Origin of the sequence: Chitinasiproducens palmae (assembly GCF_900095735.1) — a bacterium.
In the GTDB taxonomy this organism is placed as follows: Bacteria; Pseudomonadota; Gammaproteobacteria; order Burkholderiales; family Burkholderiaceae; genus Chitinasiproducens; species Chitinasiproducens palmae.
This window is the reverse complement of record NZ_FNLO01000013.1, coordinates 15,704-29,073: the sequence shown is the minus strand read 5'-3', so window position 1 is coordinate 29,073 and position 13,370 is coordinate 15,704. Positions and strand designations below refer to the sequence as shown.

10 protein-coding genes are annotated in these 13,370 nt (G+C 68.5%); 1 reads left to right on the top strand and 9 read right to left on the bottom strand.

Translation table 11 applies throughout. The features are described 5' to 3' along the window. Positions 1 to 21: 21 nt before the first annotated feature. Both BLU54_RS18850 and BLU54_RS18845 read right to left on the bottom strand, forming a co-directional pair. A complete protein-coding gene (locus tag BLU54_RS18850; protein ID WP_235838030.1) occupies positions 22 to 2,805 on the bottom strand; it encodes a penicillin acylase family protein in 2,784 nt (927 codons plus the stop codon). A 191-nt stretch (positions 2,806 to 2,996) separates the two neighbouring features. Then, the gene (locus BLU54_RS18845; RefSeq protein ID WP_170845225.1) at positions 2,997 to 4,010 is read right to left on the bottom strand and encodes an Ldh family oxidoreductase; all 1,014 of its coding nucleotides are present in this window, start codon (positions 4,008 to 4,010) and stop codon (positions 2,997 to 2,999) included. 267 nt (positions 4,011 to 4,277) lie between these two features. Here BLU54_RS18845 and BLU54_RS18840 point away from each other — a divergent pair, with 267 nt between their 5' ends. Further along, positions 4,278 to 5,765, top strand: coding sequence for an FAD-binding oxidoreductase (locus BLU54_RS18840; protein WP_091911869.1), 1,488 nt, complete (start codon positions 4,278 to 4,280; stop codon positions 5,763 to 5,765). On the opposite strand, the gene BLU54_RS18835 is transcribed toward BLU54_RS18840, so the two are convergent. From BLU54_RS18835 to BLU54_RS18805, 7 genes are all read right to left on the bottom strand, one after another. After that, positions 5,699 to 6,613, bottom strand: coding sequence for a sulfurtransferase (locus BLU54_RS18835; RefSeq protein WP_139169758.1), 915 nt, complete (start codon positions 6,611 to 6,613; stop codon positions 5,699 to 5,701). The genes BLU54_RS18840 and BLU54_RS18835 overlap by 67 nt on opposite strands. A gap of 14 nt (positions 6,614 to 6,627) precedes the next feature. Then, positions 6,628 to 7,452 (bottom strand): ABC transporter permease, encoded by an 825-nt coding sequence (locus tag BLU54_RS18830; RefSeq protein WP_139169757.1) that lies wholly within the window; start codon positions 7,450 to 7,452, stop codon positions 6,628 to 6,630. A gap of 10 nt (positions 7,453 to 7,462) precedes the next feature. After that, positions 7,463 to 8,275 carry an ABC transporter permease gene (locus BLU54_RS18825; RefSeq protein ID WP_170845224.1) on the bottom strand — a complete coding sequence of 271 codons (813 nt, stop codon included), beginning with the start codon at positions 8,273 to 8,275 and terminating at the stop codon, positions 7,463 to 7,465. A gap of 11 nt (positions 8,276 to 8,286) precedes the next feature. Further along, the gene (locus BLU54_RS18820) at positions 8,287 to 9,135 is read right to left on the bottom strand and encodes an ABC transporter ATP-binding protein (protein ID WP_091911861.1); all 849 of its coding nucleotides are present in this window, start codon (positions 9,133 to 9,135) and stop codon (positions 8,287 to 8,289) included. Beyond that, positions 9,132 to 10,169 carry an ABC transporter substrate-binding protein gene (locus BLU54_RS18815; RefSeq protein ID WP_091911858.1) on the bottom strand — a complete coding sequence of 346 codons (1,038 nt, stop codon included), beginning with the start codon at positions 10,167 to 10,169 and terminating at the stop codon, positions 9,132 to 9,134. The genes BLU54_RS18820 and BLU54_RS18815 overlap by 4 nt, the downstream gene beginning before the upstream one ends. Positions 10,170 to 10,212: 43 nt before the next feature. Beyond that, positions 10,213 to 11,547, bottom strand: a complete 1,335-nt coding sequence (locus tag BLU54_RS18810; protein WP_211435381.1) for an LLM class flavin-dependent oxidoreductase — start codon at positions 11,545 to 11,547, stop codon at positions 10,213 to 10,215. A 389-nt stretch (positions 11,548 to 11,936) separates the two neighbouring features. Next, the gene (locus tag BLU54_RS18805; protein ID WP_091911853.1) at positions 11,937 to 13,316 is read right to left on the bottom strand and encodes an aminotransferase class I/II-fold pyridoxal phosphate-dependent enzyme; all 1,380 of its coding nucleotides are present in this window, start codon (positions 13,314 to 13,316) and stop codon (positions 11,937 to 11,939) included. Positions 13,317 to 13,370: the final 54 nt, after the last annotated feature.

The window sequence follows — 13,370 nt, the reverse complement described above, 5'->3', positions numbered from 1 at the left end:
CCGCCGCGCGCCAGCCCCGACTCAGTCGCCGCCAGCCGTGGCTGCCGGTGACGGCGAGGCCGGGGAGGCCGGGGAGGCCAGCCGCACGGCCCGCAGGTGCTCGATCGCGCGCGTCGCGCGGTCGACATCGGCCTGACTGTGCCAAAGCGGTTTGCGCCCATATTGCGTGTACAGAGCCAGTTGGTCGGCATAGTGCGGCGACGGCGTGCCGTCCGGCGCGACGAAGCCGCTCTGACCCGGTGCCACCACGTCGTAGGCGGCGACCGTACGCGCTGCACCGTTCACGCCGAGCACGATCAGGTCGTTCTCGGTACCCCGGTTCATGTACTGCGGCGTGCGTACCGCCTCGCCGGCATTCGCCTGCGGCACGCCGAAGAAGTTGTTGGAGCGGAAGGTGAGCGGCACCGTTTTCGCACGCCACGTCGCCAGGTCGGCACCGAGCGTCGGTCTGAGGGCGTCCAGCGCGTCGCCCAGCGCCGCCACGATCACGTCGTCGGTACGCTTGCCGCCGAAGATGTCGAAGCGTTGCGGCACGCTCGAGCGTGTGCCGCGCAGCGCTTCGTACAGCACCTTGCTGCCGTTGCTGATGTTGGCCGAGGCGGTCGGTCCATCTTGCGGCGCGGCGTAGCCGGTCGCCAGGAACCAGTTCGCATAGGGCGCGGGCACGACTTCGCCAAGCGTGCGCTTCAGCATTGCGGCCAGCCAGGCGTCCATGATCGCGGGGCCGGCCGTGTCGTAACGGCCGGCATGCTGGGCGTCACGGTTCTGCCCGTCCCAGGCGGCGAGCAGTTGCGCCAGCTTCGCGCGGTCGTCACTCGATGGCAACGACGTGGCCGCGTGCGCAATGAATGGCAGGAAGTGGCGCCGATTGACGTCGACGGCGCTGGTCTCCTTCAGGATCTGCCACATGTCGTCGACCCCCAGACGATCGCGCGCCGTGATCCGCGTCACGATCTCGTCGACCCGGTCCGCCTTGCTCCAGATCAGCGCGTAGGCGTCGCTCGACGGGTAGCCCTTTTCCGGTGAGTTGTTCCAGTTCGCGAGCCAGCCCTGCTTCGGGTTGTAGACCTTCGGGTTGGCGCTGAACGGCAGCAGGCCCTGCCAGTCCCACTCGCCGGTGCCCGGCACCGGCAGCCGCGGATCATGGCCACGCCGGCGCGCGGGATAGGCACCCGTGTGCACATAGCCGATGTTGCCCGCCGTGTCCGCGTAATACCAGTTGATCGTCAGCGCATGCTTGGCGGCCTGCGCGGTCCAGCTTTGCCAATCCTGCGCCTGAGCCTGATGCGTCCATGCCAGCAGCGACTGCACCTCCAGGCCCTCCCATGCGCGTGCCTTCGCATAGGCGATATGACGCGCCGCGTCGCGCTGCGTGACGATGCCGTGGACGGTGCGATAGATCTGCTGCGTGACCGGAGCCGCGCCCTTCACGCGGATGGTCTCGACGCGTTTCTCCATGTCGTGCCATGCGCCTGCATGCAGATAGCGGTTCGGGTCGGCGGGGTCAAGCTGCTCGGCGAACACGTCGACGTCGTCGCCCAACCCGGCGGTCGAGCCCCAGGACACCTTGCCGTTGTGTCCGAACAGGATGCACGGATAGCCGAATGGGGTATTGCCCACCAGGTCGAAGCCGGCGCCATGCAGGCCGATGCCGTACGTGTATGCCGGCGCAAACCAACCGAACTGCGGGCCGTTCAGCATGATGGCGCGCGCGCCCCGCGCCTTCGCCTTGCCCACGATCCACATATTGCTGGTGGTCGGGAAGCCGGCCGGACCGGTCTGGCCGTAGCGGGCGACCTGCGCGAGGGTGGTTGCCGCGTTGCTCGTCGTATCCAGGCCCAGCAATGCGCCGTCGTCGCCCAACGCCAGCCGCGCGAGCATCGGTGCGGCGCTGTCATAGCGCGGCAGCGGCTGCATGGCGGCGCGGCCGGCGCGCGCAGCGTCGGGGCCGGCATGCGCTCTGCCCGGCGCCGGTGACAATGACGGACCCACTTCGATGGGGTAGACGCCCTCCGACGCCGGCACGGTGGTAGGCGCATCGGGATTGACCAGCCACTTCAGCTGGTTGAACAGTGCCATGCCTTTGTCTGCGCCGTACCGGTCCTGCAGCGCAGTGACCAGCGCCAGGTTGTCGATCTCGGTATTCGCGTCGGAGAAGCGGTTGGCCATCGTGCCGACGAATACCATCGCCACGTCGAACGCGTCCCACTTGCCCGGACGGAATCCGAAGTCGGCGAACTGTTTCGGAAGCAGCCGGTCCGGCTCGGCATCGACGCGCGCGATCCAGGCGTTCATGCCCGCCGCATAGCCTTCGAGAATGTCGCGCTCGGTGGCGGGCAGGGCCGCGAGCTGGCGCTGGATCGACGCCGGCCAGTAGTTGCCGCGGATCGATTGGTCAAACTTGACGAATTTCTCGCCCAGTACCTCGGACACCGTGCCCTGCGTACTGCGCTTGGCCATCTCCATCTGGAACAGCCGGTCCTGCGCAACGGCGTAGCCATAGCCATAGAAGAGCGCGTAGGTCGTCGCGGCATAGACGTGGGGGACGCCGAATTCGTCGCGTTTGATGGTGACGTCCACCGGTGCGGCACGCTCGACGAGCGGCGCGCTGGCAGCGGCGCCAGCCAGCGGCGTCGACGCACCGGCCGCGTCGGGCGACTGAACCGGCGCCGCCAGCGCATTGCCGACCAGCGCCAGGTTGAGCATCGCACTCACCACGCCGAGCGGCAGCCGGCGCTTCTGACCACGCGAGCGACTGGCGGGCCGCTGGCGACGCAAGCCATGCACCTGACGATTCCAAAGCATCGAAGTCTCCTTTTGTTCTGTTCGTTCCGCCTGCAGGCGAGCGGAATCATTGGACACGACAGTATATTGGGATGTCGGCCCGCCACTGCGTGCAAGCGCGGATCAAGAACCGATCAGCGCGGCGCGCAGCGCGCCGCCGTGCAGGCGGAAGGCCGGCGGAACGTCGGCGCATGGTAAGTGCGGAACAGCGCTCAGCCGGGCAACGGCACGCCGGCGTCGAGGCCGATTTCCCGCAATTGCGCCAGCAGCCCCGGCGGCACGGCCACGCCGTCGCGGGCGGACCGTTGCAGCGCGTCGGCGGCGCGCTCGCCGGGCAGGCGCGCGCCCGCGCCGGCCGAGCGTCGATACGTGTCGATCCACATCTGCATATCGCTGTCGTAATCCGGTGCAATGCTCGCCGGATCGAGCACCAGACCGAACGCGCCGCAACCCGGCGCCGCGCTTTTTTCTGACAGGTCGGGCCGTGAGCCGGTCAGCACGCCCGCCAGCACCTGCACCAACATGGCCAGCGCCAGGCCTTTGTGCGCGGCCATCGGCAGCAATGCACCGGCGAGCGCGGCGGCGGTGTCATGGGTCGGGACGCCGGCCGCGTCGATGGCCCAGTCGGCTGGAATCGACCGGTTTTCCCGATGCGCATCGAGTACGCGGCTCAGCGCGGTGACGCTTGCCGCGAAGTCGATCAGCAATGGCGGGCCGTCCGCGCGCGGCGCCGCGAACGCGATCGGATTGTTGCCGATGGCGGCGCCATGCGAGCCTGCCGGCGCCATCACCGGTTGCGTGGACTGCATGAGCAGCGCGATCCTGCCGCTGTGCGCGACCGGGCCCACGAGGGTCGCGAGCGCGCCGAGGTGGCCCGCGCCCTCGATCACGAACGGCACGAACGCTCGCGTGGCGGACAAATGAGCCTGCGCGATCTGCATCGCACGCGCGCCCGCGAATGGCCCGAACGCACGCTTCGCGTCGATCCGCACCAAGCCTGCCGCCTCGTGCCCGCTGACCTGCGCGTCGGGCCGCAACACGCCGCGCCGCAGTTGCGACCAGTAGGTGGGCAGGCGCGCGAGTCCGTGCGTGACGATGCCGAGCGCGTCCGCATGGAGCAGGGTGCCAGCGCCCAGCGCGGCGTCGTCGTCGCGCATGCCGCTGGCCTGCAGCAGTGCGGTCAGCCACTGGCGAAGGGTATCGATGTCGAAGCGGGCGTCAGTCATGGAGGCGTGTGTAATGAGCATGGCGGGGGCGATCCTGCGGCCGCGCGCCGCTGGTCCGGTGCGGACCCGGATGCGGGGTCAGTGCGAGCACGCCGAGGCGGGAGGCCGGGCGTCGTCGACGGCGACCGCGGCGCTTCGCAACGACGCCATCGCAGCGCGGCCGCCGGCGCGGAGTCGATATACGAAAGCCGAGGAAGCTTCGCGCAAATGCTTCGTTGACGCGGGCGTGGGCGGTGCCCACCATGCGCAGCTTTACACACGGGTCCCATGTCTGCCGCGTATCACCATCCCGAGGTCGCGTCGCGACCCATATCGGATGCCCTGCTGGCCGAGCTGCGAGCGGCATTCGGGCCGCAGCTTTCGACCGCGCCAGCGGTCCGTGAGCAGCACGGCCAGGACGAATCTTCCTTCATCGTCCCGCCGCCGGCGGCAGTCGTCTTTGCGCAAAGCACGGCGGATGTCGTGACGGCCGTGCGCCGCGCCGCATGGCATCGCGCGCCGGTGATTCCGTTCGGCGCCGGTTCGTCGATCGAGGGTCAGATACTGGCGGTGCACGGGGGCATCAGCCTTGACCTCGGCCGCATGGACTGCATCCTCTCGGTCAACCCGGAAGACATGACCGTCACCGTGCAGGCCGGTGTGCGGCGGCTGCAACTCAACGAAGCACTGAAGCGCGACGGCTTCTTCTTTCCGGTCGATCCGGGCGCCGACGCGACGATCGGCGGCATGACCGCGACTCGGGCGTCCGGCACGACCGCGGTGCGCTATGGCACGATGCGCGACAACGTGCTCGCGCTCGAAGTGGTCACGGCCACGGGCGAGGTCATCCGCACCGGTACGCGCGCGAAGAAGTCCAGCGCCGGCTACGACCTGACACGGCTGATGATCGGCTCCGAAGGCACGTTGGGCGTGGTGACCGAGATCACGCTGCGCATTCATCCGCTGCCGGAAGCCGTGTCGGCCGCCATCTGCTATTTCGATACGCTCGATGCGGCAGTGCGCACGTCGATCGCGGTCACGCAACTGGGCGTGCCGATTGCGCGCTGCGAACTGCTCGATGCCAACACCGTCAGGCTCGTCAACCGGCACTCGCATACGGATCTGCGCGAGTCGCCGATGCTGCTGATGGAATTCCACGGTTCCCCGGACGGCGTGCGCGAGCAGGCCGAGGCGGTCGAGCAGATCGCGCGGGAGGAGGGCGGCAATGCATTCGAGTGGGCGACCCATCCGGAGGATCGCACGCGCCTGTGGACGGCCCGTCATCACGCCTACTTCGCCGGCATCCAGTCGATTCCCGGCTGCCGCGCCATCACCACCGACGTCTGCGTGCCTGTCTCGCAACTGGCGCGGGCAGTCGCGGACGCGGTCGACGACGCCAACGGCAGCGGCATTCCCTATTTCCTGGTCGGACATGTGGGCGACGGCAATTTCCACATCGACTATCTGATCGACCCGCGGGACGACGCGCAACGCGCGTGCTGCGAGCGTCTCAACGAGGCGCTGGTCGAGCGCGCGATCGCCGTCGGCGGCACGTGCAGCGGCGAGCACGGGATCGGTCTGCACAAGATGCGCTTCCTCGACGCGGAAACCGGCGCGGGCGCCGTCGACATGATGCGGGCCATCAAGCGAGCCCTCGATCCCGACGACATCCTGAATCCGGGCAAGATCTTCTCGCGCCCGGCCGCCGCTCATGCGGGCTCGATCTGCATCGGCAACGTGGGGTCGGACGCCCACTCGCCCAGCGAAGCGTCGTAGAGCCTGACATCGGGATGGGCGAGTTTCGTCAGCGCGAACACGACAAGGCTCGCCGAGACGCCGCCGCCGCAATAGGCGACCACGCGCTGCGCTGGCGTAACGCCTGCCTCGACGAAGGCAGCCCGCAGCGCCGCGTCGTCCAGCAGACAGCCGGTCGCCGGGTCCAGAAGCGAGGCAGCCGGAACGTTGACGCTGCTTGCAATGTGTCCCGGCCGGCCCTTGCGGGGCGCTTCGGCGCCGCTGTACTGCGGCGGGCGCAACGCGTTCACGATGCGGGTGCCAGCGTCGCCGATCGCAGCGAGGACTGCCTGCCGGTCGGCGACCAGCGCGCGCGGCGCCGACGCGGTGAAATGCCCGGGCGCCGGCGGCGCCGACGGCCCGGTGGCCACTGGCCGGCCTTCCGCCCGCCATTTCTGCAGGCCACCGTCCAGGATATGCGCGTGGTCGAAGCCGTAGACACGCAGCATCCACCACACCCGCGTCGCCCACCAGATGTTGCCGGTGCTGTAGATCACGACGAGGCTGTCGTTCGAAATGCCGAGCGCCGCCATCGCGGAGGCGAACGCCTCGCGCGGCGGCAGCATCAAGTGCACCGGATGGTCGTGGTCGGAGAGCTGCGCGTCGATATCGATGAAGCGCGCGCCGGCAATGTGCGCTGCCTCGAACGCGTCGCGCTCGGGATGCACGCGTTGCTGGATGACCGGGTCGACGTGCATCGTCGCGCTGCAATCGAACAACCGCAGATCCGGCCGATCCAGGTTGGCGGCGAGCCAGTCGGTGTCGACGAGGAAGCCCGGCTCGATGCGGCCGACCGGTGCTTGGGAAAGAGACGGGGCGAGGTCCGACACGGCAGACTCCTGGTTCAGCCGGCGCTCGACGGCAGCCGGCGTTGCAGCCACGCGATCAGTACGTCCGCCGCATAGCCGACGATCATCGTCAGCAACACGTAGGCGTACACCTGCGCGGATTGGAAGTAGCGCTGCGCCTGCACGATCGCCTCGCCGAGTCCGCCGCCGGACACCATCTCGGCGGTGAAGACGGTGATCAGGCCGATCGGAAACGCGACCCGCAGGCCGGTGATCAGCGACGGCACGCTGGCCGGCAGGATCACGCGGCGAAACATGTCACGGGGCCGGGTGCCGAGCGCGAGCGCGGCCCAGCGCAGCTTCTGCGGCACGAGCGACGCGCCCGACTGCGCCGCGAGCATGAACGGAAAGAGACACGTCGCGAACACCAGCATCACCTTCGACAGCGCCGCGACGCCGAACCACACGGTGAACACCGGTACCAATGCGATCTTTGGCAGCGGATAGCCAAACGCTACATACGGCTCGCACCACCAGCGCAGCCAGCGCGATTCAGCCAACGCGAAGCCGGCGGGCACGCCGATCGCCGCGGCCAGCGCCACGCCGAGCAGCGCGCGCAGCACGCTGGTGCCCAGCGTGTCGGCGAGCAGCGGCGTGGTGACGATGTCGACGAGCGCGTGCCACACTGCGGGCAACGGCGGCAGGAAAATCGCGCGGACCCATCCCGCCGAGACCGCCAGTTGCCACAACAACAGCACGCCGATGACAGGCAGGGCGCTCAGCGACGCGCGACGCGCGGCGCGCGCAAGGCGATGGCGCCAGGAAACGTGCGCACGTTCCTGCGCCGGGCGCGAGGCGGTATCGAGATCCAATGTAGGCATGGTCAACGTCTCACGCTTGCGCACTGTCCGCGCGACTCGCTTCGTGCCAGCGCAACAGGCGGTTGCTAAGGGCGCGCAGCGCGATGTCGGCCAACCACGCCACCAGCGTGGCCGCGACCAGGCCCGCCAGGAGGTAGTCGTAGCTGCCTTGCTCGCCGTATTGCAGCATCAATTTGCCGATGCCCTGGTTGGAAACGATCATTTCGCACGACACGGCGACCAACACGGACAGGCCGAGGGCCACGCGAAGGCCGGCGAGGATCTGCGGCAGCGCGGCGGGCAGCAGCACGCGCCAGAGAATCTGCGCGGCGGGCGTGCCCAGCGTGCGCGCGCTCCACACCAGTACCTGCGGGACCTCGTGGGTGCCGCGCACCGTGTAGGCGATCAGCGGCAGCATGGCGGTCACGGCGACCACCACGATGTTGGTCGCGCCACCGACGCCGAACCACAGCACCAGCAGCGGGATCAGGGTGGTCTTCGGCAATGCGTAGGTGCCGCGCACGAGCGGCGACACCAGCAGTTCCACGCGTGGCCACATCGTCATTGCCATGCCGAGCACGCAGCCGACCGCGCTACCGGTGGCGAGGCCGACCGCGGCCGAAACGACGGTCGCCCAGAGATTGCCGAACAACTCGCCGCTGCGGGCCAGATGCAGGCCGGCGCGCCATACGTCGCCGGGCGCTGGCACGAAGCCCTCGGGGAACAGGGCGAGGCGGGTCGCCACGTGCCACGCGAGCAGGAACACAACGACCGATGCCAGTCCGACGAACTCGCGCAGCACGCGCTGGCGCGCAATGGCGCGGCCCGGAACGGCGGCGGGCATCCCGGCAGCCATCAGGCGTCGGCTCCATCGTCCGCGCCGCGCACCTGCTCGCGCACGGCGAGCCACACCTCATTGCGCAGCGTCCGGAAGCGTTCGGAGAGCACGATCGCCTCGCGCCCCTGGCTGCGGTCGAGGTCGACGTCGATGCGCCGCACGATGCGTCCCGGGCGGCGCGACATGACGTAGACGGTATCGCAGAGATAGACGGCCTCGTCGATGTCGTGCGTGACCAGCAACAGCGTGTTCGAGGACGCGGTCCACAGTTCGAGCAGTGCATCCTGCATGTATTCCCGCGTCTGCGCGTCCAGCGCGCCGAACGGCTCGTCGAGCAGCAGGATCGCGGGTTCGGTGGCGAAGGTGCGGGCCAGTGCCACGCGCTGGCGCATGCCACCGGAAAGGTTGCGTGGGTAGTGCCGCTCGAAGCCTTGCAGGTGCATCCGGTCGATGTACGCAGCGACGATCCGCTGGATCTCGGCCTTCGCCACACCCTTGCGTGCGAGTCCGTACGCGATGTTGTCGGCCACCGTGAGCCATGGGAACAGCGCGTATTCCTGGAATACGATGCCGCGTTCCACACCGGGCCCGGTGATCGGCCTATCGAACGCGAACGCCGCGCCCGCGCTGGGCGCCACGAAGCCGCCCACCACATACAGCAGCGTGCTCTTGCCACATCCGGAGGGTCCGACCAGCGCGACGCGCGAGCCCGGCGCCACGCGCAGATCGATTGCGTCGAGCGCGGTTGTGCGCGTGCCTTCCTTGTCGAACCACTTGCTGACGCCGCGAACGGCGATTGCATCGGCGCCACTGGCGCCGGCGGCGACGCCGGTGGCCTGCGCGGCGCGGGAAGGCAGCGTGCTCATGCGCGTTTCGGCAAGTACGAGGCGTCGACGTACGGCGCGACCGATACCGGTTTCGGCAGCAGGCCGAGTCGGCTCATCGCATCGACCGGCGGCTGGATGCTCGCGGCCGAAATTGTCGCGTTCGGATCGCGATAGAAGTCCTTGTTGGTCAGGAAGTACTCGTCGAGCGACTTGGCTGGCGTCTTGGCAAGGTCCGCGGTCAGTTCGACGACCTTGCTGCGGTTGGCCGGATTGTAGATCCAGTGCTGCGCGTCGACGTAGTCGGCCAGCCAGGCGCGCACGGCCTGCGGCTGCGCCTGCAGGAACTTGGCGCGGGCACTCTGGAACAACACCGGGTAGGGCGGCACGACACCGACCGCGTCGAACACGGTGCGGATCCCGCCGCGCTTCGCCTCGTCCACCTGGAACGGCATCGCCAGCACGCCGCAGTCGATGCGCTTCTGGCGCAGCGCCGGTCCGATGTTGCCGAACGGCATCTCGACCACGCGCACATCCTTCTTCGGGTCCAGTCCGTGCTGCTGCAACGCGATGCGCAGGATGATGTCGACGCTGCCGTTGAATGCATTGACGGCAACGGACTTGCCCTTCAGATCCTCGATGCGTCGGATCGGGCTGTCGTTCAACACCACGAACGGGTTGGACGCATAGCCCTTCACCGCGTCGCGGTGGATTTCGGCGATGGCCTTGACGCCGCCGGGCACCGCATCGGTTGCGATGACGGTCGCGAAGCTGGTGAATGCGAGCGTGCCGAGGTCGGCCTGTTCCGCCGCCAGCAGCGTCGCCACGCCGGGCGTGCCGCGCGCGGTGGTCGTCTCGATCACGTATTCCTTGCCGTGCCGCTTGAGCACGTTCGCCTTGAACCAGTCGCTGAAAATGACCGTTTCGAGCTCACCCGGACCCACCACGCCGGCGCTGGCGTAGCGGATCGTCGGCGGCGCGGCGCGCGCGATCATCGGGAACGAGAGCGCGGCGGTGGCGGCGGCTCCGGTCTTGAGAAAGCGGCGGCGGTCTTCGTTGAGCCGTTTGATGGTCATGGCGTGTCGTGTGCTGTCTGTTGAGATGAAAGATGCCGCCGCTTCAGTGCGCCGGTCGGTCGAGACCGAGATGTTCGCGCAGCGTCGTGCCGGTGTAGTCGGCGCGGAACACCTTGCGCGTTTGCAGTTCCGGCACCACCAAGCGCACGAAATCCTCGATGCCGCCCGGCAGATAGGGCATCTGCACCATGAAGCCGTCGCATGCGCGCGCGTCGAACCACTCCTGCATGCGGCCGGCGACCTCGCCGCCCGTGCCATTGAAGTCGCGCAACGGGCCGACACCGTAGCGCTTGCCAATCTCGCGCAGTGACAGGTTCTGCTTGCGAGTCAGCTCCGCGACCTCGCGATAATGTCCCTGCACGCCGCCCACCTCGAGATCCGGCAGGACCTGGTCCTGCGGGAACGGCGACAGATCGACATCGAGCTGGTAGGACAGCGTGGAAAGGCCGGCCTCCGGATCGCACAGATCGTCGAGCAGCGCCTGCTTGTCCTTCGCGATCGACTCGGTTTCGCCGACCACCGGCACCATGCCGAGCAGGACGTTCACCTGGTCCGGATCGCGCCCGAAGCTGCGCGCACGCTCCTTGATGTCCTGATAGAACGCTTGCGCCGATGCCAGCGACGAGTGCGTGACGAAGATCACCTCGGCCCACTTCGCCGCGAAATCCTTGCCGCGTTCCGACGCGCCGGCTTGCACGAACACCGGGCGGCCCTGCGGCGGCCGGCTGACGTTCAGCGGGCCCTCGACGTCGAACCACCGGCCGTGATGATCGATCGGCGCGACGCGGGACGGATCGGCAAACTGCGGTGTCGCGCGGTCCCACATCAGCGCGTCGTCGTGCCAGCTGTCCCAGAGTTTGCAAGCGACTTCGACGAACTCGTCGGCCCGATCGTAGCGCTCATCGCGCGAAAGCTGTTCCTTCAGGCCAAAATTGCGCGCTTCCGCATCCTGGAAGGACGTCACGATGTTCCACGCTGCGCGTCCTGCGCTCAGATGATCGAGCGTGGCGAGCGAGCGCGCGATATGGAACGGCGCGAAATACGACGTCGAAATGGTGGCGGCCACGCCCAAGCGCTGCGTGCTGGCGGCGATCGCGGTGAGCACGAGCATCGGGTCGAGACGCAGTGCGCCGAGCGCGCCGTGCGTGAGTTGGCTCGCGAGGCTGTCGCCAAGCCGGCGCGGCAGCGCCTGGATGTCCGGTACGAACATCATGTCGAACTTGCCGTCCTCGAGCAGGCGGCCAATGTTCTGATAGAAGCGAACGTCGAGAATATCGTGCTGGGCCGACGGGTAGCGCCAGCCGCCGTGGTGACCGGAGACAGGCCCGGCCATCACATAGGCCGCGAGTTTCATCTGACGATTCGAGGAGGTCGACATGGTGCGCGATTGCAGTGCTGCGGAGGCCAAGCGCACGCGAGCGCGCGGCGCCTTGGCGAGGCGGCGGGCAGGCGAGCTGCCTTCCGGGTTGATTCAAGATCGATTGCGCGGCGCCGATTGTGCGTGCACCTGGGGCGCGCACGAAGCGTTGGGGCGGGCTGCGGTGCGAAGCCGGGCGGCTGAGCGAAGCGAAAAAGTATAGCGGCGCGTTCGGGAACGACAAATCTCGTTTGCTGATAAGCAAAGCATCAAATCAGCGGTGGCGCGCGGCGGGCCAGGCGCTGGCTGTGGCGGGCGCGCTTGGCCGGCCGTTGGCCAGATCCGTGGCGATCGCGCCGCTTCGATAGCGCTCGGCCCGCTCGCGCTCGCGGCGCGCGCGCCGATGGCGGTTACGAGACGGCGTCCACTGGCGCACCGACGGCAAAGGCGTCGGCGATCTCGCGGATCTGGCCTGGATCGTCGGGGAGTCGGCCAGTCGACAGCCGAAGGAACTGGCCGCTCGTTTCGCCGGGGAAGCAGCGGCTGCCGGCACCGACCGAGATGCCGCGCTGAGCGAGTTCGATGATGGCCTCGCTTTCGCGTGGTACCGCCAGCCAGATGCCGAGTCCGTCGCGGTTGCCTGCCTCGAAGCCGCGCAGCCGCAGCGCTTCGGCTAGAGCGAGGCGCCGGGACGCGTAACGTTGCCGCGCCAGCGACGCCGTGGCGAGTGCGTCCGCGTCGGTCAGCAGGAAGGCGAGCGCGCCCTGCAGGATCCTGCTGTTCATCGCCGCGCCGTGGCTGCGCAGTCGACGCATCGTATCGATGAGCGGTGCGGCGCCGCCGATCACGCATGTACGGAGGTCGATGCCGAAAGCATTGCAGTAGGTGCGGACGTACAAGGTCCGCTGCGGCAAGTGGGCGCCGATACTGAACGAAGGCTGCCTGGCCAGCGGGCCGAGGAAGTCATCTTCCACCGCGATGGTGTCGGGCACGCGCTGCAACGCTTCCGCCAACGCCTGCGTGCGCGTCTCGCCGACGCCATGTCCCAGCGGTATCTGAGCGCGAGGCTGGTAGATGAAGGCGCCGGGGCGGGCCTGCAATGCCTCCCGCAGCGACGCCGGTATCGGGCCGGCTTCGTCGCACGCCACCGGCATCAGGTCGGCGCCCAGCGTACGGCACAGATCGAGCAGGCGCGGGCTGGTGGGCGACTCGATCGCGATCACCGTCGTACCCGTGTACCGGATGGCGGCCTTCACGGCAAGGAGCGCGCCCTCCGTGCCGCTGCTCGCCGTCGTCCAGGCCGCGGGTTTGAACGGCCATGTCGATGCGACGGCCTCGCGCAGGGGCGCGATCATGTGATCCTTGCCGGCGCCGTGGTTCATCGGATATCCAAGCGCGGCCTGCAAGGCCGGGCCGAGATCGGGGAGCAGCGCATGGTCGATCAGGCCTTGCGCCAGGTCGAGCGGGCGACCTTGCGCCAGTCCATGCCAGCGTTCTGTCGGCGCGGGTGCACGATACACGACCACTGTGCCGCCGCGGCGACGCGTTTCGATGATGCCGTCGCGACGCAACTTCGACCAGGCCGCAGCGACCGTGGCCGGGCTGACGCCCATGCAGGCGCCGAGTGCGCGCACCGTAGGCAGCCGGGCGCCGCTTTCGAGCCGTCCCGAGCGTACCAGGTCGCCGATGCTCATCGCCAGGTCGCCGGCGCCATCGGTCGTCACATATCGCGCAAGCCATTCCGCTTCGGCCAACTGTCCGGAGCCCTCGGGCCCGATCTCCTCGTGCATTCCCTGTCCTCGTTGGCCGCTTGTCGCTCGGCGATGCGCTGAACAAATGGTACA